18 protein-coding genes and 1 riboswitch are annotated in these 21,331 nt (G+C 66.6%); of the genes, 11 read left to right on the plus strand and 7 right to left on the minus strand.

What is annotated here, in order from left to right; all coding sequences use genetic code 11:
• Nucleotides 1–366: 366 nt before the first annotated feature.
• From BES08_RS24545 to pnuC, 8 genes are all read left to right on the plus strand, one after another.
• Nucleotides 367–1,434: an SIS domain-containing protein gene (locus BES08_RS24545; RefSeq protein ID WP_008830753.1), complete on the plus strand. Its 1,068-nt coding sequence runs from the start codon at nt 367–369 to the stop codon at nt 1,432–1,434.
• The gene (nagA, locus tag BES08_RS24550) at nt 1,431–2,570 is read left to right on the plus strand and encodes an N-acetylglucosamine-6-phosphate deacetylase (RefSeq protein WP_008830752.1); all 1,140 of its coding nucleotides are present in this window, start codon (nt 1,431–1,433) and stop codon (nt 2,568–2,570) included. The genes BES08_RS24545 and nagA overlap by 4 nt, the downstream gene beginning before the upstream one ends.
• A gap of 36 nt (nt 2,571–2,606) precedes the next feature.
• A complete protein-coding gene (ptsP, locus tag BES08_RS24555; RefSeq protein ID WP_036526591.1) occupies nt 2,607–5,153 on the plus strand; it encodes a phosphoenolpyruvate--protein phosphotransferase in 2,547 nt (848 codons plus the stop codon).
• Nucleotides 5,150–6,880: an N-acetylglucosamine-specific PTS transporter subunit IIBC gene (gene nagE, locus BES08_RS24560; protein ID WP_008830750.1), complete on the plus strand. Its 1,731-nt coding sequence runs from the start codon at nt 5,150–5,152 to the stop codon at nt 6,878–6,880. The genes ptsP and nagE overlap by 4 nt, the downstream gene beginning before the upstream one ends.
• 105 nt (nt 6,881–6,985) lie before the next feature.
• On the plus strand, nt 6,986–7,747 hold the full coding sequence (locus BES08_RS24565; protein WP_008830749.1) for a GntR family transcriptional regulator: 762 nt from the start codon (nt 6,986–6,988) through the stop codon (nt 7,745–7,747).
• Between the two features lie 53 nt (nt 7,748–7,800).
• Nucleotides 7,801–7,910, plus strand: a riboswitch (TPP riboswitch).
• Nucleotides 7,911–7,942: 32 nt separating this feature from the next.
• Nucleotides 7,943–10,240, plus strand: a complete 2,298-nt coding sequence (locus BES08_RS24570) for a TonB-dependent receptor (protein WP_051586889.1) — start codon at nt 7,943–7,945, stop codon at nt 10,238–10,240.
• Nucleotides 10,241–10,283: 43 nt separating this feature from the next.
• Entirely contained in the window at nt 10,284–11,375 is a 1,092-nt protein-coding gene (locus tag BES08_RS24575; protein WP_413783090.1) for a phosphotransferase enzyme family protein, read from the plus strand.
• A complete protein-coding gene (gene pnuC / locus BES08_RS24580; RefSeq protein ID WP_008830746.1) occupies nt 11,375–11,950 on the plus strand; it encodes a nicotinamide riboside transporter PnuC in 576 nt (191 codons plus the stop codon). Before BES08_RS24575 ends, pnuC begins: the two co-directional genes overlap by 1 nt.
• A gap of 68 nt (nt 11,951–12,018) precedes the next feature.
• Here the strand turns inward: pnuC and BES08_RS24585 are convergent, their stop codons facing one another.
• The 5 genes from BES08_RS24585 to BES08_RS24605 form a co-directional block, all read right to left on the minus strand.
• Entirely contained in the window at nt 12,019–13,353 is a 1,335-nt protein-coding gene (locus tag BES08_RS24585; RefSeq protein ID WP_036526588.1) for a dicarboxylate/amino acid:cation symporter, read from the minus strand.
• Between the two features lie 68 nt (nt 13,354–13,421).
• On the minus strand, nt 13,422–14,048 hold the full coding sequence (locus BES08_RS24590; RefSeq protein ID WP_008830744.1) for a glutathione S-transferase: 627 nt from the start codon (nt 14,046–14,048) through the stop codon (nt 13,422–13,424).
• Between the two features lie 4 nt (nt 14,049–14,052).
• Nucleotides 14,053–14,643 carry a hypothetical protein gene (locus BES08_RS24595; protein ID WP_008830743.1) on the minus strand — a complete coding sequence of 197 codons (591 nt, stop codon included), beginning with the start codon at nt 14,641–14,643 and terminating at the stop codon, nt 14,053–14,055.
• A gap of 57 nt (nt 14,644–14,700) precedes the next feature.
• The gene (locus tag BES08_RS24600; protein WP_008830742.1) at nt 14,701–15,366 is read right to left on the minus strand and encodes a murein L,D-transpeptidase catalytic domain family protein; all 666 of its coding nucleotides are present in this window, start codon (nt 15,364–15,366) and stop codon (nt 14,701–14,703) included.
• Between the two features lie 119 nt (nt 15,367–15,485).
• Nucleotides 15,486–16,019, minus strand: a complete 534-nt coding sequence (locus tag BES08_RS24605; RefSeq protein ID WP_008830741.1) for a VOC family protein — start codon at nt 16,017–16,019, stop codon at nt 15,486–15,488.
• 168 nt (nt 16,020–16,187) lie between these two features.
• On the opposite strand from BES08_RS24605, the gene BES08_RS24610 reads away from it, so the two are divergent.
• The 3 genes from BES08_RS24610 (at nt 16,188) to BES08_RS24620 (ending at nt 19,455) form a co-directional block, all read left to right on the plus strand.
• Nucleotides 16,188–17,543, plus strand: a complete 1,356-nt coding sequence (locus tag BES08_RS24610) for an aromatic ring-hydroxylating oxygenase subunit alpha (protein ID WP_037519806.1) — start codon at nt 16,188–16,190, stop codon at nt 17,541–17,543.
• Nucleotides 17,540–18,886 (plus strand): aromatic ring-hydroxylating oxygenase subunit alpha, encoded by a 1,347-nt coding sequence (locus tag BES08_RS24615; protein WP_036526587.1) that lies wholly within the window; start codon nt 17,540–17,542, stop codon nt 18,884–18,886. Before BES08_RS24610 ends, BES08_RS24615 begins: the two co-directional genes overlap by 4 nt.
• A 71-nt stretch (nt 18,887–18,957) precedes the next feature.
• Complete coding sequence (locus tag BES08_RS24620; protein WP_008830387.1) at nt 18,958–19,455, plus strand: methylated-DNA--[protein]-cysteine S-methyltransferase; 498 nt, start codon at nt 18,958–18,960, stop codon at nt 19,453–19,455.
• 4 nt (nt 19,456–19,459) lie between these two features.
• Here the strand turns inward: BES08_RS24620 and BES08_RS24625 are convergent, their stop codons facing one another.
• Both BES08_RS24625 and BES08_RS24630 read right to left on the minus strand, forming a co-directional pair.
• On the minus strand, nt 19,460–20,218 hold the full coding sequence (locus BES08_RS24625; protein WP_008830388.1) for an SDR family oxidoreductase: 759 nt from the start codon (nt 20,216–20,218) through the stop codon (nt 19,460–19,462).
• Between the two features lie 138 nt (nt 20,219–20,356).
• The gene (locus BES08_RS24630) at nt 20,357–21,277 is read right to left on the minus strand and encodes an SDR family oxidoreductase (RefSeq protein WP_008830389.1); all 921 of its coding nucleotides are present in this window, start codon (nt 21,275–21,277) and stop codon (nt 20,357–20,359) included.
• Nucleotides 21,278–21,331: the final 54 nt, after the last annotated feature.

The raw sequence follows: 21,331 nt of genomic DNA on the forward strand, positions 1-21,331 counted from the left end.
TTGAAGACGAAAGTGAATATTTTGGTATTGCTTCCGTTTGCAATCATTGGCAGCCTCGGAATCGATCGCTCAGTTCGGCGATGTTCTCGCAATCCGTCTCTGCAAGTCACCGAAGTGGTGGAAATTCTGCTGTTTTCATGAAGCTTGAGGCAGGATGAAGCCGCCCGCCGCCCTGGATGTCGCCCATCGCAGGTCATACGATTCGTTGGTATTTAAATACCTTTAAAATACCATTGTGTTATGAATTTTGCGCCATATGATGCCAATGTCGTTGCGGCATTCGTTCGCGACATTTCCCGATTCGCATCGGCGCGCGCCAACTAGGAAACATCGAACGTGACAGCATACGCCAGCCCTGGTTCCGAAATGGAATCGCCCGAAAGCCAGGGCGGCGAGCCCCGCGTCACGCTCATGCATGCCGAAGCTGCCGAGGCAGCGGCTGCGGTATCGCGCTTTTTGTCGCGCAATCGCGCGGCGCTCGCGCTGCTGGGCGAGAGGCTGCGTGCCGATCCGCCCGCGCTGCTGGTGACCTGCGCACGCGGTTCCTCCGACCATGCCGCGACTTACGCCAAGTATCTTGTGGAGACGCTGCTCGGCGTGCCCACCACATCTGCGGCGTTTTCCACGGTATCGCTTTACGACGCGCAGGTCGCCTCTTCGGCGGGGCGGGCGCTCTGCCTTGCGATCTCGCAGTCGGGCCGCAGCCCCGACATGCTGGCGACCGTCGAGCGTCAGCAGGCGGCAGGCGCGCTCGTGGTGGCGCTGGTCAACGACGAGGAGTCGCCGCTGGCGGCGATGGCGGACGTCGTCCTGCCGCTTTGCGCCGGACCCGAGCGTTCGGTCGCGGCGACCAAGTCCTACATCACTTCCCTTGCGGGTATCGCCGCGATCGTGGCGGCCTGGAGCGGCGACGCGGGATTCGAGGCGGATCTTGCCGCACTTCCCGCCGCACTGGACGACGCTTTCGCACTGGACTGGTCCGCTTTGGGCGAAGGCCTGCGCGATGCCGCGAATCTCTTCGTGATCGGGCGCGGCTATGGCCTTGCCGTCGCGCAGGAGGCGGCGCTCAAGTTCAAGGAAACGTCCGGCCTCCACGCCGAGGCGTTCAGCTCGGCCGAAGTGCGGCACGGGCCTATGGCGGTTGTGCGCGAGGGTTTCCCGGTGATCGCCTTCGCCGGTCCCGACAGCGCCGGAGACGACGTTCGCACGCTCTGCGGTGAATTCGCGGCGCGCGGTGCCCGCGTCTGGCTGGCCTCCGAACGGGATGAGGGGCAGGAAGGCGTTCATCACCTCCCGGCCCTGCCGCTACGCGCGGAGCTTGCGCCGCTCGCGACGATCGCGTCTTTCTATCGCATGGCCAATGCCTTGTCCCTCGCGCGCGGGAACGATCCCGACCGCCCGCCCTATCTCGCCAAGGTGACGCGCACGCGATGATGATTCTCCATGTCTTCAATGGTCACATTCCGGTGCCCGACGCGGTACTTTCCGAAGCGCGCATCACTATCGAAGGCGATCGCATCGTCGCGATCGACGCCTTCGGTCAGGGGCAGGCCGACGAGAGCATCGATCTCGAACAGGGCTGGCTGCTGCCCGGCTTCATCGACGCCCAGGTCAACGGCGGCGGCGGGGTACTCTTCAACGACACGCCTACGCCCGAGGGCATCGCCGCGATCGGCGCGGCCCATGTGCGCTACGGCACGACCGCTTTCCTGCCCACGCTGATCAGCGCGGAGCCCTCCGTCATCGCGCGCGGCCTTGACGCAGTGGACGAGGCGATCGTGGCTGGCGTCCCCGGTGTCGTGGGCATTCACGTCGAAGGCCCGTTCATCAATCCGCGCCGCAAGGGCATCCATGCCGAAGAGCGACTGATCCCGCTGGGCGAGGAGACGATGGCATTGCTCACGGCCCCCCGCAAAGGCCGGGTGATGGTCACGCTCGCGCCAGAACTGGCCGATCCCACCGATCTGGCGAAGCTGGCGGCGGCGGGGGTTATCCTCAGCGCCGGGCATTCGGACGCGACCGCCGAACAGGCCGCGAGCGGCTTCGCGCACGGTATCACCGGCGTCACCCACCTGTTCAACGCGATGGCGCCGCTGCACCACCGCGCGCCGGGCCTGATCGGCGCGGCGTTCGATGACGATGCGGTCTGGTGCGGGGTGATCGCCGATGGCGTGCATGTCCTGCCTTCGGTCCTGCGCCTCACGCTCAAGGCGAAGTCGCCGGAACGCGTCATGCTGGTCACCGACGCCATGCCCGGTGTCGGCAACGAAGGCGCGCCGTTCCACCTCGATGGGCACGAGATTTTCGTGCGCGACGGCATCTGCACCGATGCGGCCGGGACGCTCGCCGGGTCGGGTCTCGACATGGCGGGCGCCGTCCGCAACATCGTCGCGATGACCGGAATCGCCGTGCCGGTCGCGGCGCGTATGGCTGCTGCCACGCCTGCCGCATTTCTTGGGCTAGGCGGTGACTACGGCTCGCTGGAGCCGGGCTACCGTGCCGACTTCGCGCTGCTCGACAGTGCACTCAGGCCGACGCAGACCTGGATCGGCGGCCGCCGCTTCGCCTGATTTCCTTTTCGATCGTCTAATTTCCCGGGAACCGAGATGCCGTCCATTTCCCTCAGTGCACCGCTTTCCGGTTGGCTCTGCCCGCTGGAAGAGGTTCCCGACCCGGTCTTCGCAGGAGGCATGCTGGGAGAGGGCGTGGCGATCGACCCGCTGGGCGAAGTGCTCCACGCACCGGCCGCCGGGGAAGTGATCGGCTTCCATGAGGCGGGACACGCTGTCACGCTACGCCTGCCCGAAGGCGTGGAACTGCTTCTGCATTTCGGGCTCGATACCGTGCGCCTCGGCGGTGCCGGTTTTACGCCGCTGGTCCGGATCGGCGAGCATGTCGGCCAGGGACAGCCGCTATTGCGCGTGGCGCTCGACGAGGTCGTCGGCAAGGCGCGCAGTCTTGTCACCCCGCTGCTGGTCACCGAACCGGCCGGGTATGTGATCGAGTGGATTGCGCCGTTCGGTACGGTCGAGGCAGGCGATCCGATGGCCCTGCTCGTTCGTGACGGGGCGGTGACCGCGGATCGGTCCATCGGACCCGCCGCGGCCCTGGAAGAACAGCTTTGCCGCGAAGTGCGGGTGCCGCTCGCGCATGGCCTCCATGCGCGCCCTTGCGCGAGGTTGGCAGAGGTCGTGCGCGGATACGGCGCCGAGGTTCGCGTTGCTGCCGGAGGGCGCGAGGCCTCCCTCGCCAGCCCGACGGCGATGCTGCGCCTGGCAGTGCGCCATGGGGACACGGTGACCTTGCTGGCGACCGGCGAGGATGCGGCGGTTGTGCTCGGCGAACTTGCGCGGATGATCGAGAGCGGCATGGGCGAGGGCGCGCCGTTTCCCGTCGAAGGGCCGGTCAAAGCATCCGTCGGAGAACCGGTCGCGCCGGTTTCCGTCGCCGATATTCCTGTGCCCTTGCCGGGAGCGGCCCTGCGCGGCGTCGCGGCATCGCCGGGCATCGCGGTCGGCCCGGTCTGGCGGCCGGTCCAGGCCGAGCCGGCGATCGACGAAATCGGCGGCGGTCCCGAAATGGAGACCGCGCGGCTGCGCAATGCCCTTGTCGCGGTCCGGATCGCGCTTGGAAGGCCGGGCGCCGCGCAGGGCGAGGAAGAAGCGATACTCGGTGCCCATCTGGCGCTGCTCGACGATCCGGAACTGACCGGAGCGGCACAGGCGTTGATCGCAGGCGGCGTGAGCGCGGGCATGGCCTGGCGGCGCGTGCTCCATGCCGAAGCGGGGGCACTGCGCGCCACCGGGGATACCCGTTTCGCCGAACGCGCGGCGGATTTCATCGACCTCGACTTGCGGGTGCAGTGGCAACTCCTGGGCACCGAGCCTCCTGCGATGGTGGCACCTGCCGGTGCCATTCTGGTCGCGGACGATCTGTTGCCCTCGCAAGTGGCGGCGCTTGAGCCCGGCGGTGTCGTGGGGCTCGCGACCGCGCGCGGGGGACCGACTTCGCACGTCGCGATCATCGCCGCGAGCCGGGGGCTGCCCGCACTGGTGGCGCTCGGCGGCGGGGTGCTGGGCATTGCGGACGGAACCACCGTCGTGCTCGATGTGGAGGCCGGCACGCTCGAGATCGACCCTGTCGCAGAGCGGGTGACCGAGGCCCGCGCGGCGGCGGCCTCGCGCGAGGCTCGCCGGGCCGCGGCATTGGCTGCGGCCGGGCGTCAGGGCGCCACGGCCGACGGCACCCGGATCGAGGTCTTCGCGAACCTTGGCAGCCTGGGCGACGTCGCGCCCGCGCTGGCGCAGGGGGCGGAGGGCTGCGGGCTGCTGAGGACGGAGTTCCTGTTCCTCGACCGCGCGGATGCGCCTGACGAGGATGAGCAGGCGGCGTGCTACGGCGGGATCGCGAGGGCGCTGGAAGGGCGGCCGCTGATCGTGCGCTTGCTCGACATCGGCGGCGACAAGCCTGCGCCGTACCTGCCCATCGCTGCGGAGGAAAATCCGGCGCTGGGGCTGCGCGGCATCCGTATCGGGCTGGCGCGGCCGGAAGTGCTTTCGACGCAGTTGCGGGCCATCCTGCGCGCGGCCTCATCGGGCGATATCCGCATCATGGTGCCGATGATCGCCCGCGTGGAGGAATTGCGCGCGGTCCGCCAGGTCCTGATCGCGGAGGCCGAGAGGCTCGGCGTCGCTGTCCCGCAACTGGGTGTGATGGTGGAGACACCCGCCGCCGCAGTCATGGCCGATCTGCTCGCAGCGGAGTGTGATTTCCTGTCGATCGGAACGAACGACCTTACGCAATATACGCTAGCCATGGATCGCGGAAACCCGGCGGTTGCGGATGGGCTCGACGGGCTGGACCCGGCGGTGCTGCGCCTTGTCGCTCAGACTTGCGCCGGCGGGAGCCGCGTCGGCAAGTGGGTCGGGGTGTGCGGCGGCCTGGCCTCCGACCCGCTGGCGGTGCCGCTGCTGGTCGGCCTCGGCGTCGGGGAACTGTCCGCCGCGCCGGGGCAGGTGGCCGAAATCAAGGCAACGCTGGCTGCAGTGACGGATGCGGGATGCGCAGCGCTGGCACGCGCGGCTCTGGAGGCGGCGAGCGCGGCCGAGGTTCGCGCGCTGGCGCTTGAAATGCTCAGGGAGGTGGGACTGTGAGGGGCTGGACGAGATCGCTGGGCCAGAGGCTGCAGGGCCTCGGCCGCGCACTGATGCTGCCGATCGCGGTGCTGCCGGTAGCGGCGCTGCTGCTGCGCCTGGGCCAGCCGGACCTGCTGGGGCTGGAGTTCGTGAGCGCGGCGGGCAATGCCATGTTCGCCAACCTTGGCCTGCTGTTCGCGATCGGCGTCGCGACCGGCTTCGCGCGGGACGGCAATGGCGCCGCGCCGCTGGCGGGAGCCGTGTGCTTCCTTGTCGCCAGCGAGGGTGCGCGGGCGCTGCTGGCGATCCCGCCGGAGGTTACCGCCGGCGTGGCTGCGAACCTGCAGGCGGCCGTCACGGCGGCCTGGAGCCAGTCGCAGATCGCGCGCCTCTCGGTGCCGATCGGGATCGTCTCGGGCATCGTCGGGGGGAGCGCGTACAACCGGTTCCATAATTTCCGCGCGCCTGAATATCTGGCGTTCTTCGGCGGGCGGCGCTTCGTGCCGATCGTCAGCGGGACCGTGGGTGTCGTCATCGCCGGGATCGTAGGCGCGGCGTTCCCCACCGTGAACAGCGGCATCGACGGGATAAGCCGTCTTGCGCTGGCCAGCGGCGAGTGGGGCCTCTTCGTTTACGGCCTGCTCAACCGCCTGCTGCTGGTCACGGGCCTGCACCACATCATCAACAATGTCGCGTGGTTCGTGCTGGGCGATTATCACGGCACGACCGGCGACCTGCGGCGCTTCTTCGCGGGCGACCCGGACGCGGGCGCATTCATGACGGGCTTCTTCCCGGTCATGATGTTCGGCCTGCCCGCGGCCTGCCTCGCGATGTACCGCTCGGCCCTGCCGGAGCGGCGCAAGGCGACCGGAGGCATGCTGCTGAGCCTGGCTGCGACCTCGTTCCTGACCGGGGTGACCGAGCCGATCGAGTTCAGCTTCATGTTCCTCGCGCCCGTGCTCTTCGTGGTCCATGCGGTGCTGACGGGCGTGTCGATGGCGTTGATGTCGGCGCTGGACGTCCATCTCGGCTTCGGGTTTTCCGCCGGGCTGTTCGATTACGTGCTCAACTTCGGCAAGGCGCAGAAGCCTCTGCTGCTGTTGCCGGTCGGCCTGGCTTACTTCGCGGTCTATTACGGAGTGTTTCGCTGGGTAATCCTGCGTTTCGACCTCAAGACCCCGGGCCGAGAAGCAGTCGCAGGCATGGCCGAGCGGCGCGAGCGTCCCGCCGGGGAGCGGGGGCTGGCTTTCCTCGACGCGCTTGGCGGCATGGAAAACCTGCGCGAGATCGGCGCATGCACCACGCGCCTGCGCCTTGTCGTCGCGGAGCAGGGCTTGATCGATGAGGCGGAACTGCGGGCGCTGGGCGCCAAGGGCATCATCCGGCCTTCGGCGCATGGCCTGCAGGTTGTGCTCGGCCCGATCGCGGACGCGGTGGCGGACGAGATCCGCGCTGCGGCGCACGGCGGGGCAAGGGCTCCTGCCGCCGCCGCGCCTTCGCCGAAAGTCGAGGCGGATGGGACCGAGGCGTTCGATCCTGCCCGACTGCCTGCGGATGTGCGCAAGGCAATCGGCCCCGACGCGGCGATATGGGCCACGCACGGGCGTCTTCTCGTAGATGCCTCCGCGAAACCGGACCTTGAAGCGCTGGCAGGCCATGGGCTGCGGTGCGGCGCGTTGGTGGGCACGCGCTGGCATCTCCTGTTCGAGCCCGCCGCAGTGGAGCGCTGGCGCTCGCCGAGCTGAGGCGAGGACGGCAGGGCAAGTATTTTCAATACCAATGCGATACTAATGATATTGGTGTTGTCCCGATCCCTTTCCCGGCGTATCGCCGGGACATAGAGGAGAACTATGGCAGCCGTGGACAAGATCGGCCCGCTTCGCGACAGCGAGACCGGCCCCCGCTACATGCGTCTCCAGCGGCTGATCCGTGACGCTATCGAAAAGCACCGGATCGCGGTGGGGGCGGCCCTGCCGACCGAGCGCGAACTGGTGGAGGAATACGGCGTCTCGCGCGTCACCGTCCGCAAGGCGGTCGATGGCCTGGTCGACGAAGGCATGCTCGAGCGGCGGCAGGGTGCGGGCACCTTCGTCGCCGCGCCGCGCGCATCCGATCAGGGCCAGCGCGTGGAAAAGAGCTTCTCGATCATGACCTCCTTCTCCGAGGACATGGCCGCGCGCGGACGCAAGCCGACCAACGTGTGGATCGACCGCTCCGAAGGCGTGGTGACGCCGGACGAGGCGATGCTGCTCGGCCTCTCGCCGGGCTCGCGAATCCTGCGCTTCAACCGCATCCGCTGCGCCGACGGCGAGACGATGGCGATCGAACATGCCGTCGTCCCGGGCTGGGCGCTGCCCTCGCCCGAGGTGGTCGGGGATTCGCTCTATGCCGCCCTCGATGCGGAGGGTCACCGGCCGGTGCGCGCGCTGCAGCGGCTGCGCTCGGTGGGATTCAGCCCGGAACATGCCGCAATGCTCGGTATCTCGGCCGGCGATCCGTGCCTTGCCATCGAGCGCCGCGCGTTCCTGCCCGATGGCCGTCTGGTCGAGGCGACCAACTGTTACTACCGGGGCGATGCTTATGACCTCGTCGTCGAACAGGGCGATTACTGACCCGAACCTGTAATAATATCGCTTCCCACTTCGCATCGAAGCGCCTAAGGCGCGCTCCATCCCCGGGGGGCCGCTCATGCGCGGCTGAGAGGTGGTCAGCAGACCACGACCCGCTGAACCTGATCCGGTTGACACCGGCGTAGGGAGGGCTGGCGGCAGGTCCGTTATCCCTCCGAGTGGAGTGGACGCGAGACTATGACGGGCAATTTTTCGTATCTTTGTGGCGCGGCGCTGGCATTCCCGGCCCTATTTACGGCGGCGTTCGCGGCGGCTCCGGCGCTGGCTGACGAGGCCGATGCCTCGCCGATCCAGGTCATCGGTCATGCCGACCCCGAGGGCCTGCTGCCCGACCAGACCGAACCCAAGGCGGTCAGCGCGATCTCGTCCGAGTTCATCGTCAAGCAGGCACCGACGTTCAACGCCTTCCAGCTGGTGAACCTGCTGCCCGGCGCCAATGTATCGATGAGCGACCCTTACGGGCTCTCGGCCAGTTCCAGCCTGACACTGCGCGGGCTGGGGCAGGACCAGATCGGCGTGCTGATGGAAGGGGCGCCGCAGAACGACATCGGCTATTACAACGCCTATCCCTCGCAGTTCGCCGATGCCGAGAACGTGCGTCAGGTCAGGCTCGTGCAGGGCGGAGCGGACATCGACGCGCCGGTCGTCGCGGCGGCGGGAGGTCTGCTGTCGCTGACGCTGGACGATCCCAAGGAGCGGATGGGCGGACTGGTCAACCTGTCGGTCGGTTCGTTCGACGAACGGCGCGTTTTCGCGCGCTTCGATACTGGCGAGATCGGCAATACCGGGCTCAAGGCCTTCGTGTCGTACTCCAACAACCGCGCCGACAACTGGCGGGGGCCGGGCTTCGACAAGCGCCAGCATATCGACGCCAAGTTGCTCGCTGAATGGGGCGAGGGCAACCGGGCCAGTCTGGCCCTGTCGTTCAACGAGGCCGAGACTTCGGGCTATCCGGCGCCGTCGCTGGCCGACTGGCGCGCTTACGGTCGCGGTTTCAATTACAGCGCGAAGTATACCGAGGGCGATACCGGGTACTGGCGCCTCTACCGCGCGCCGTTCCGTAACCTCTACACCTCCGCGCCGGTGCATCTGAACTTCGGCAGCGGCCTGACGCTCGACAGCACCACGTATCTCCAGTTCGGCTACGGCAATGCGCCTTACGGGACGCAGTTGACCACGACCGGCAATTACCTCGGCACCGAGGAACTGACGCAGCCGGTGGAACTGCCGGGGGCGGTGGACGGCCTCGCCACGGTGATGGGGAACTGGACCGGCAAGCAGATGCGGACCGGCAACGTCAGCAAGCTGACGCTGGAGGCCGGCGCGCACACGATCACGGCGGGGCTCTGGTTCGACTACGGCACGGACCGCGTGCAGCAGACCTACACCTCGATCGGTGCGGACGGGCAACCCTTCGACAAGTGGGGCTATCCGAGCAAGGCGATCCGCACTGCGGACGGCCGCCTGCTCGCTTACGAGAACGCGCGTACGGTCACGGTGACCAAGGGCTTCTTCGTCGCCGACAGCGTGACCGTCACGCCGCGCCTGACCGTCGATGTGGGCTTCAAGGGCGTGGATTTGCTGCGCAATGGCCGCAACCATCTGCCGGGGCCGCAGGACAAGGTGCATACCGACAGCTTCGCGGCGCTTCCGCGCGCGTCGGTGCACTACAAGCTGGACGAGCGGCAGCAGCTGTTCGCCAACGTGACCACGAACTTCCGCACGCCTAACGAGTTCGCGCTCTACAACAGCTACTATGGCGGCGAGGTGGTGCAGCAGGGGACTTCGAACCTCAAGAACGAGTACTCGGTCTCCGAGGAACTGGGTTATCGCTATATCGGGCCGAGCCTGTCATTTTCGCTGACCGCGTTCCATTACCACTTCCGCAACCGGCAGGTGGCGACGGTGATCAATAGCGGCGGGGCGCTGGTCAATTCTACGGTCAATGGCGGCAGTCAGACCAGCTACGGCCTCGACGCCGAGATCGACTATCGCCCGGCCAAGGGCGTGAGCATCTACGCCTCGGGCGAATATCTGCACACGCGGCAGGACGACGATCTGGCCATCGGTGGCGACTATCTGCCGACGAAGGGCAAGCGCGCGGTGTCGAGCCCCGAATTCCAGTTCGCCGTGGGCAGCACCTATGACGACGGGCGCCTGTTCGGCAGCACCGCGCTCAAGTACGTCGGGCGGCAATATTCGTCGTTCATGAACGACGAGAGCATCAAGGGCTATGCGACGCTCGACCTGGCGATCGGTGTGCATCTGGCCGGGCTGATCGATGCGCAGCGCATGGACTTGCGGGTCAACGCGATCAACGTGACCAATCCGCGCGTGCTTTCGGGCGTGTACTCGGTCAGCAGCAACGCGCAGGACACCGTTGGGCGTAACGGGACGGTGATCTCCGGTTCTGCGCCCGCTTATTACATCGGCGGCGGCCGGGCGGTGGTGGCGACGCTGTCGCGCGCGTTCTGACATGAGCGGCGCGGTGTCTCGGGCGAACCATCTCGTGCACGGGATGGGCACGGAGCTTGAGGCGCCCGTCTGGCCCGCGATAACGGAGGCCGAGGCGGAAGGCGTTCTCGCACACTTCCCGCAAGTCGGGCGAGTGGAAGCGCTGCGCTGGCATTCCCCTCGTCCGTTCTCGGCCGCGACGCTGGTGGAAGCGGGCGGGGAAACGCTGTTCCTCAAGCGCCACCACCGCGCGGTGCGCTCCCCCGCCGCGCTGGGCGAGGAGCACGCCTTCATGGCACATCTGCGGGCGAAAGGGCTGAGCGTGCCCGATGTCATGGTGACGTCGGACGGCGGCGGAGCGGTGGCGCAGGGGGAATGGACATACGAACTCCATCGCCGGGCGCCGGGCATCGATCTCTACCGCGAGCGGCAGTCGTGGACGCCCTTCCTCTCGCATGATCATGCTTTCGAGGCTGGCGTCGCGCTGGCCCGGCTGCATGCGGCTTCGCGGGATTTCGCAGCCGAGGCGCGAGATGATCGTCCGCTGGTCGCCAGCTTCACCATCGTGCCTTCGTCCGACCCGCTCGCGTCGGCCGAGGCTTATTTGGCAGCACGGCCGGCTCTCGACGCCTACCTCGATGGCAAGTCATGGCGCCGTGAACTGGCTCGACTGTTCGATGCGCTGGGCGAGGGAATTGTGGACCGGATCAAGGGTCGGCCTACCCTATGGACGCACAACGACTGGCACCCTTCCAACCTCTTATGGTCCGTTAGGGGCACTGTGAGTGCCGTTATAGATTTCGGTCTGGCGACCCGTACTTGCGCTATCCACGACCTCGCCACGGCGATCGAGCGAACGGCCATTCCCTGGCTGGAAATCGGCGGAAATGCGGGCGATCCGCAGGCGGCTCGGGCATTGATCGCGGGCTACCGGACGGTCCTCCCGCTGACCGGTGCGGATGTTCATACGATCGCCCGCCTGTTGCCGCTGGTGCATGTCGAATTCGCCCTGTCGGAAGTCGATTATTTCGCAGGAATCCTCGCCGATCGCGGTCAGGCCGATCTTGCGTGGCAGGACTATCTCATCGGCCACGCCGAGTGGTTCCTGTCCCCCCCGGGACGCGATTTCCTGAGCCGGTTGGAGGACGCAGCCTGATGTCGATACTGGAGATTGTCGCCGTCGTCGTCAGCTTCCTCGGCATCTGGTTCACCGCCCGCCGCTGGATGCTGTGCTGGCCGGTCAACCTGCTGGCCTGCGCCTTGTATTTCAAGGTTTTCCTCGACGTGCGCCTCTATTCCGACATGGTGCTGCAAGCGTTGTTCGGCGCCGCTATCCTCTATGGCTGGGCCGCATGGACACGGGGCAAGGCGGATAGCGGAGACATCGTCGTCAAGCCGCTGTCACCCTTGGGCGCTGCGGCGGGTCTCGGCGCCGGGGCGGTCGGTGCCGCTGCCATAGGCTGGCTCGCCAGTCGCTACACGGACGCCGCCTTGCCGTGGATGGACGCGGGGCTGAGCAGCTTCAGCCTCGTCGCCCAGTACTGGACGGCGCGGCGGCAGTCGGCCAGCTGGCTGCTGTGGATCGCGGTGGACGTGCTCTACGTCGGCATGTTCGCGTTCAAGGACTTGTGGCTGACGGCGGGGCTCTACGCCGCGATGGTCGCTCTTGCCGTGCTCGGCTACCGGCGCTGGCGGGCAGCGGCGGCACGGCAAGGGCGAGCCGCAGCCTGATAGGCACGCCGTCACCGCCTTGGGCTCGAGATAGGTGCGAAACCTTCTAGCCTAACTTGCGGCCCCAGCTAGGTCGTCCGCGTTCGAACAGGCGCCGCTCTGTCGGGAGCGCTCACGGCCGAAATCACGGTGGCGCATACGAGGTCACCGATGACGTTGAGGGTCGTGCGGCACATATCGAGGAAGCGATCGACGCCGATGATGAGGCCGATGCCTTCGGGCGGCACCCCGACGCTGCCCAGGATCAGGGCGACCACGGGAAGCGATCCTGCAGGAACGCCCGCAGTTCCGATCCCGGCCAGGATGCAGATGACCATCACGTAAAGCTGCTGCCCCAGGCTCAGGTCCACGCCAAAGAACTGTGCGAGGAACAGCACGGTCACGCCCTCGAACATGGCGGTGCCGTTCTGGTTGGCGGTAGCCCCGATCGTCAGCACGAAGCGCGCCACCTTGTTGGGAAGGCGGAGTTCCTCGTCTGCGACGCGCAGCGAGGTGGGCAGAGTGGCGTTGGAACTCGCGGTCGAGAACGCCAACAGGCTGACTTCGCGGGTCGAGCGGAAGAAGGCGATCGGATTCCTGCGCGCAATGAAGGCGAGGAGCAGGGGGTAGACGCCAAACATCTGCAGGCCCAGCGCCAGCAGCACGACCCCCGCGAAGGCCGCGAGCTTGCCCAGCAGGTCCCATCCGAACTGCGCCGAGAGATTGAACATGAAGCAGAAGATCGCGATCGGCGCGAGCTGGATGACGATGCCGATCAGTTTCATCGCAACCTCGAAGACGCCTTCGATGGCATCCTTGAGCGTCTCTGTGCGCGGGCTCTGCACCAGCAGGAGGCCGATGCCGAAGAACAGCGCGAAGAACATGACGGCGAGGATGTCGTTCTCGCTCATCGCGGTGATTACGTTGGAAGGCACCAGCGCCAGCACAGCATCGACGCCGGTGGTCGATTTCGCGGAAGTCTGCAGGATGCTCCCCGCCGAATCCGCGCCCCTGGCAAGCAGTTCCTGCGCTGCCTGCCGGTCCACCCCCTCGCCTGGCCTGAGGATGTTCACGAGGGCGAGGCTGATGGCGACCGCGATCCCCGAGACGATCAGCGTATAGACCAGCGTAGCCACGCCGACCTTTCGCAGCGCGCGGATCTCGCCCATCTCGGCAATGCCGATGACCAGCGCCGAGAACAGCAGCGGCAGCACCAGCATGAACAGCAGGCGCAGGAAAATCTGCCCGATCGGCATCGTCACATATTCGACGAGGGGTGCGATCCAAGCGGCATCGGGCGCAAGCGTGTAGGTCAGCAGCCCCGAGCCGAGCCCGAGCACGAAGCCTGCGAGGATGCGAAGCTGCAGCCGGTTGTGACGCGTGCGACCGGGCGCGCTGTCGGAGGTTTCGCTGGCCTGATCCATGCCTTCGGTCTGTCTCCTGACGTCGCCTGCCTTTTGAGAGACAAAGTCCGAACGCGGCAAACGTTGCCTCAGGCCGGGAACATCACCGGCGGGGTTTCAGGCGTCCAGGGCGGTACGCGAACCATTGCAGCCTCGAACAATGGGGACGCGAGATGGCGAGCGAGCCAGTCCCGCACGTTGAGCGGGGCATTTTCGGCGAACCAGTCCGCATCGACCGCTGCGAACTGTCGGACGAAAGGCATGACCGCTGCGTCGGCCAGTCCGCGCGATGCGCCAGAGAGGTTTGCGGTACGGTCGAGCCGAACATCCAGTTCGCGCAGGAAATCGAGGCCCCCGGCGCGGTGCCGCAAGGGGTCTCCGCCGTGACGCTCGGGGTACTTGTAGCGGTCGAGGTCGTGCTTGAACGGTCCGTCGTTGACGGCGATGAGCGCGGGATCGTCGCGCTCAAGCCAGCCTTCGGGATCGTTTGCGCCCAGCACCCGGCGCATGATGTCGATGCTCTGGTCGATGACTTCGCCCTCCGGCACGACCATCACCGGAACCGTGCCTTTCGGCGATATGGCGAGCATCGCCTCTGGCTTGGCGGAGAGCTTGACTTCCCGCAGTTCGCAGCGCGTCTCGCTCACGATCACCGCGAGCCTCGCCCGCATGGCATAAGGGCAGCGGCGGAAGCTGTAGAGGATCGGAGCGGGCACTGCGTCAGTCGCCGGACATGAGGCGATAGGCGGCGGTCATCAGTCGATCGACGTCTTCCGGGCTCAGCACATATTGCGGCTCGTATTCGAGACCGACGCGCCGCGATCGGCGCCACTCGTCGGCGTAGAGGCCCTTGTCCGGCCCAAACACCGAATGGACATGGCGGGCGAGTTCGGGGCGGCAGTCGGCGGAGCGCGCGAGCCCGAAGATGGCGACGTCCACGACATGGGCGCCGACCATGATCCACAAATGGCCGTTCCATGCGGGCTCACCCCCGACTTCTCCGAAGATTTGCGGGCCATCAAAAGGCCGGCGGTCGCCCTGAACCGGCATGCCGTCGATGCTCAGCGTACCGGCTACCAGGACGACGGGTGCGTCAAGACGGCGTTCGAGTTGCACCGCAAGTGCCGTGCTCAGCAGCATTCCCGAACCGGCTTGCCTCGGGAAGACCTTGAGCAGGTCGGCGGCCGTTGCCGCGATGCGCGCCTGGTCGGCCTCGGTCCATGCGTAAGCCTTGAATGCCTTGGCGGTGGCCCAGCCATGGGTGGCGGCGACGCGCTGGCCAAGTTGGGCGAGGTCTTTCACGGGAGGCATGGCATTCTCGGCAGGAGAGGACGGGGCTTGGCCCATAGGCCAGTCAAGCCGCCCGGCTCAAGCCCGTCCGGCGTAGATCATCCGTCCCTTGCCGAGAAACCGGAAGACATCGTCGAGCTTGTTCTCACCCACCGCGAAACAGCCCTGGCTGCGCCCGAGCTTGCCGTGCGCGCGGATCATGTCGTCATTCGCATACCACGCGCTATGGACCACGACCGCGCGGTCCAGCGCATTGTTGTTGGTCGCATCGAGCCCGATCAGGCGCTGTGACCGGCCATGCTTGCCGACATAGTAGTCATCGGTGAGGAAGGCGCCTTCGCTGGATGCATTGGAACCGAAGGCATTGGAGAACCGCTCGAGGAAGCCCGTATGATGAGGGTCCGAACCCGAACCGTGGGCGACCAGCAGCTTCGACGCCTTGCCGTCGATCACGTCGAGGAAATGCAGGCGCATCTCGGAGGACGGCGCGGAAAAATCGACGATGGCGATCCGGTCGTGGGCCTTGATCAGCTTCGAATGCCGATCGAGCGAGGCGAGCGCCTTGCGCAGCAGTTTGGGATCGACGGTGGAGAATGCCGAACGCGGAGCGGCGGGACGCGCTTCGACCAGCTTCGGCGGTGCCGGAATACGCACGGGCGCTGGCGGCGCCAACGGCCCGAGCGATCTCGAGGTGGACTGCGCCAGCGCGCCGATTCCAACGGCCGCGCTTCCGGCCATGAGCATACGCCTGCTCAATCGGGAGGATTCTTCCGTCATGAGCCCGATATGGGGTTTCTCGAGGAAACTTCAAATCGGACCATATCCGTTACGGATATGCCTTGGGCCATTTTCGCAAGGGCTTTTCAGATCGAGCGGCGCGGATCGCTGCCGTCCCAGGCTGCCGCCGCGTCCTTGATCATGGCAAACAACTCGACCATCGGCGGCAGCGGTGCGATTACCTCGATCAGAGGGCTGAGGCCGTTGCGCGCGGTATCGAGATAGGCGAAGCGCGACAGCGGCAGGCGGCCTTCCAGCAGCACGGGCACGCCGTCCGCCCGTGCCTGTGCCAGCGTGGCCTCGTAGTCATCGATCCAGGTGCCGTAGTGATGCACGCCGCTTTTGCCGCTTTCCAGGAAATCGCGGTAGGTGGACGGCGCCGCGCCGGGCTGGATCAGTTCGATCATCGTGTCGCCGCTGTAGCTGATCGAGACGCCGCCGAAGATCGGTTCGTCCAGCGATGCAGGGCTGTCGGCGACGGAAAGTTCCTCGAAGGGAAGGGGGATCGGGAAGTCGTAGAACGGTCCGACTCCCATCGATTTCGTCCAGTGCTCGACCGCTTCGTCGATGTCGGGGACGACGTAGGCGATCTGGAAAATCCTGCCATAGATGCGGCTCATCTCCGTCACTCTCCCGCTATGCCGCGTTCCCGCGTCCGGTCGGCACGGGTGATCGCGATCCTTCTTGAAAAACATTCATGACTGTTTTCTACTGAATGTCCACCCCGAGGGTGAGTCGGACATGAGAGACGGCCGCCCGGTGGATCCCAGAGGAGAGGGATGACCATGATGAAGCTCGATTTCGACGACTGGAACATCCATGTCGGCACGCCGCATCCGTTCAACGCGCGGGTGTCGCCCGCGATCGACAACGGCACCGGGCGACCCGACCCGCGCCGCTACCACGACCGCGCCTTCATGCGCGAGGAGTGGGAGAAGGTCTTCGCCAGGAGCTGGCTGCTGGCCGGGCCTGCATCCGACATTCCGGAGTCGGGGGACTTCTTCACTTTCGATGTCGGTCCCGAGAGTTTTATCGTCGTGCGCGGCGACGACGGCGCGATCCATGCGCACTACAACGTCTGCCCTCACCGTGGCAGCCGCCTCGTGACCTCGGACTTCGGCTCGCTCGACCGCTTCACCTGCCCGTTCCATTCGTGGAAGTTCGACCTCGAGGGCCGCAACGTCGCGGTGACCGATCCGGAGACGTTCCGGCCCGAAGTCCTGTGCCATGACCGCAATCTCACTTCGGTACGCTGCGAGGTGGCGGTGGGGCTGGTGTTCATCTGCATGGACCCGCAGGTCGAGCCGCTGAAGCAATGGCTGGCGCCGATCCTGCCGCATCTGGAACTCTACGACATCGATCGGATGTACGTGGTGCAGCACCGCCGCTCCGACTGGGGCGCGAACTGGAAGGGCGGGGTGGATGCCTTCGCCGAGATCTACCACCTCCATGCCGTCCACCCGCAGACGCAGTGCCTGATGGACGACCGCACCCAGATCGACCTCTGGCCGGGCGGCCTCTCACGCCAGTTCGTGCCCTTCGCGCAGCCCGCCGCGCGCTATGGGGATCAGGAGACGGTGAACCCCGGCATCCAGTCGATGCTGCGCGACGCCGGGATCGATCCCGAGACGTACGACGGCACCGCCGCCGAGACCCGCCGCGCGGTGCAGCAGGCCAAGCGCCGCCGTTCGGCAGACCTCGGGCTCGGCTATGAGCGGTTCAGCGACAGCCAGCTCAGCGATTCCGTGGTCTATGGTCTGTTCCCCAATGCCCAGATCGGCTGCCATCCGGAGGCGATCTTCCTCCATCGCTTCCTGCCGCATGCCAGCGATCCGAACCAGTTCACGTACGACACCTGTATCCTCTATCGCCACGTCGACGCGCCCGGTTACAGCGCTCCGGCGTGGATGGGGCTGGGCGAGGACACCGACCTTTCCGGCGCCACCCGGCCCGAGATCGTCCACACGGGCCTCGGCGAGCCGCCGGGGCTTGGCGAAGTGCTGGACCAGGACTCTGATCTCCTGCCCATCGTGCAGGCGGGCGCCCGCTCGCGTGGTTTCCGGGGGCCGCTGTGGAGCGAGCAGGAAGGCCGCCTGCGCCACTTCCACGCCGAACTCGACCGCCGGATGGAGGCAGGCGCATGAACTACGATCCGCGCAGCTGGACCGTCCACAAGGGCTCCGATCATCCGTTCGACCAGCCCGCCCCGGCGATCGACAACGGCACCGAGCGGCCTGATCCCGCGCGCTACACCTCGCCCGAATTCTTCGCCCGCGAATGGGATGAGGTCTTCGCCCGCACCTGGCTGCTCGCCGCGCCGTCCAGCGATATTCCCGAGCCCGGCGACTGGGTGAAGTTCGATACCGGACCAGAGAGTTTCATCGTCGTGCGGCAGGCGGACGGCTCGGTCGCGGCGCACTACAACGTGTGCCCGCACCGGGGCAGCCGCCTCGTCACCGGAGAGATGGGCAGCCAGGACAGTTTCACCTGTCCGTTTCACTCGTGGCGTTATGGGATCGACGGGCACAACCAGAAGGTGACCGACGCCGAGACCTTCCGTCCCGAAGTGCTCTGCCATGGCACCGACCTGACCTCGGTTCGCGCGGAGGAAGCGGCGGGCCTCGTGTTCATCAACATGGACGAGGGCGCGCGGCCGCTGGCCGAGTTCCTCGCACCGATCCTGCCGATGCTGGAGACTTACGGCATGGACCGGATGCACGTCGTCCAGCATCGCCGGTCGGACTGGGCGGCGAACTGGAAGGGCGGGATCGACGCTTTCTACGAGAGCTATCACCTCCACGCGATCCATCCGCAAACGATGGGGGTGATTGACGACCGTACGCACATCGACCTCTTCCCGCACGGCCTTTCTCGCCAGTTCGTGCCGATGGCCCAGCCCAACTCGCACTTCCCGGATCAGGAGAGGATCAATCCCGGCATCGCCATGCTGCTGGCCGACGCGGGCGTCGATCCCGGCAGCTTTACCGGCACCGCCATGGAAAGCCGCGCCGCGGTGGCCCATGCCAAGCGCGAAAGGGCGGCGCGGATCGGGCTGGACTACTCGCACTTCTCCGATGCGCAACTGACCGATGCGACGATCTTCGGGATATTTCCCAATACCCAGATCGGCTGCCACCCCGAAGCGGTGTTCCTCCATCGCTTCAAGCCGCACGCCGGCGATCCGGAGCAGTTCACCTACGAAACCACCATCCTCTATCGCCACGTCGATGCCCCTGGCTACGGTGCGCCGGGCTGGATGGGGCTGGGCGCGGAGGTCGACGTGACGGGCGCGACGCGGCCCGAGGTGGTCCATACCGGGCTCGGCGAACCGCCGGGTATGGGCGAGGTTCTGGATCAGGACTCCGACCTGCTGCCGATCGTTCAGGCGGGCGCGCGTTCGCGGGGATTCCGTGGCCCGCTCTGGGGCGAGCAGGAAGCCCGGCTGAGGCATTTCCACGTCGAACTGGACCGTTGGCTGAAAGGTTAGATAGCACAAATGTTCCGGTTATGATCCTCTGACGGATTGACACCCGGCGCCGCGGCGGCAAGGAGGCGCGGATGGAACAGCCTCTCTATCGCCGCACGATGCCGTCGCCGGTGGGCGAACTCACGCTGGTGGGCGGCGACGCCGGGCTGGTCGCGGTGTTGTGGGAGAATGATCGGCCGGACCGGGTTCCCCTTGGTCCGCTGATCGACGAAGAACATCCGGTTCTAGCGGCCACGCAGACACAGCTGCGCGAATACTTCGCGGACGGGCGACGCGTGTTTGACCTGCCGCTGGATTTCCGGGGCACGGAGTTCCAGCGCAAGGTCTGGGCCGCGCTGCTGGAAATTCCCTTCGGCGAAACGCGAAGCTATGGCGAGATCGCGCGCGGGTTCGGCACTCCGGGTGCAAGCCGCGCGGTCGGCGCGGCGAACGGGCGCAATCCGATCTCGATCATCGCGCCGTGCCACCGGGTAATCGGCAAGAGCGGCAACCTCACCGGTTTCGCCGGCGGCATCGAGGCGAAAGCCTGGCTGCTGGCGATGGAGGAAGGGCAGCCGCTCCTGCTCTGACCGGTCAGAACGGCCTGATCGTCACGCCGTTGTCGATGACAAGCTCCGCGCCGGTGATGAAGCGGGATTCGTCCGAGGCGAGGAACAGCACCAGCGCCGCCACGTCCTTGGGATGGCCCGGCGTGCCGGGAGGCAGGACGCCGTCCGGGATTTCCTTCGGCTTGTCGAGGCGGCCTTCGGCGGTCTGCACCATCGGCGTCTCGATCGCGCCGGGATGCACCGAGTTGCAGCGGATCTTGTAGCCCTTTTCCTGGCACATCACCGCGACCGACTTGGTCATCGCCCGCACCGCGCCCTTGGCGGCGGAATAAGCGAAGAAGATCGGATAGCCGAGCAGGGCGCCGGTCGAACTCATGTTGACGATGGAGCCGCCGCTCCCCTTGTTCATCAGCGGAATCGCATGCTTGCAGCCCAGGAACACGCCGTCGGTCATGATCGCGCTGACCCAGCGGAACTGTTCGAGCGTGGTATCCTCGACATCGGCGCTGAGCACCACGCCTGCGTTGTTCACCAGCACGTCGAGTCTGCCGAAGCGCGCCTCGATCTCCTGCATGACGGCGATCCACTGCCCTTCGTCCGCCACGTCGAGCGCCATCGCCAGCGCGCCGCCACCGATGCGGTCGGCTACGGCGAGCGCGGTCTCCAGCTTCACGTCGGTGACGACCACGGTGGCGCCTTCACGGGCGAGCGCCTCGCAGTCCGCCGCTCCCAGCCCCGAGCCGCCGCCGGTGACCAGCGCGACTTTGCCTTCAACCCGGCCCATGTCTCTCTCCATCCGTTGTTTTCTAAAAACAGAGCAGTCATTCCCGTGAAGGCGGGAACCCATCTCCTGACGGTGCCTGTTGCACGCTCATCAGTTGGGTCCCCGCCTTCGCGGGGATGACGGGAAGAGGGAGCAGGGCTACGCCGCCCCGTCCTCGCTGAAATATTCCGGCATTCCGGCGGGCCAGATAACGCCCCACTGGGCCTGCCCGCCGTCCATGATGATGAGGTCGCCATTGATGAACCGCGCCGCCGGGGAGGCCAGGTAGGCGATCGCCTCGGCCACGTCCCAGGCGTTGCCGCGCATCCGCATCGGGTTGGCCTTGTGGAAGCGCTTGAGCGCTTCCTCCGGGTACATGCGGAAGCCCTCGGTCTCGATCACGCCGGGGCCGATGCAGTTGACGCGGATGTTCCACTGCGACCACTCGGTGGCAAGCGTCTTGGACAGGTAGATCACCCCCGCGCGCGCCGCGCAGGTGTGCGCCGCCTGCGGCATGCCGCGCTCGACGTTGGCGACGATGTTGACGATGTTGCCCGGCTTGCCGTCCTCGCGCCAGCGCTTGGCGGCTTCCTGCATCATCCACCATGTCCCGTTGAGGTTGGTGTCGATCACCGCCAGCCAGCCCTTGCGGGTGAAGTCTATGGCGTCCTGCGGGAACTGCCCGCCCGCGTTGTTGACCAGCGTATCGAGCCCGCCGAAGTGGTCATGGACCGTGCCGATCAGCGCCTCGACGCCTTCGGGATCGCGGATGTTGGTCGATACGGCGAGGACTTCGTTGCCGACCTCTTCGCGCACGAGGTCCACGGTGGTCTGCAGCTTGTCCAGGTCGCGCCCGCAGATCGCGACGTTGGCGCCCAGCCTGGCCGCCAGGAACGCCGCCGCCTTGCCCATGCCGCTGCCCGCGCCCGTGATCAGCACTGTCTGCCCGGCGAGCATGTCGTCACGGTAGATCGTGGACTGCTGGCGCAGCGCCTCTTCGTCAAGGCCGCGCGCCGGACGGTCCGGGCCATCGTCTTCGGGGCGGAACACTTTCGCGGTGTAGTTGCTGGGCGCGTTCAAATCTCTTGTCCTCACGAATCGGGACAGAGGCCGACTTACGCCGCGTTGATCCTC

It is taken from the genome of Novosphingobium resinovorum, assembly GCF_001742225.1.
Taxonomy (GTDB): domain Bacteria; phylum Pseudomonadota; class Alphaproteobacteria; order Sphingomonadales; family Sphingomonadaceae; genus Novosphingobium; species Novosphingobium resinovorum_A.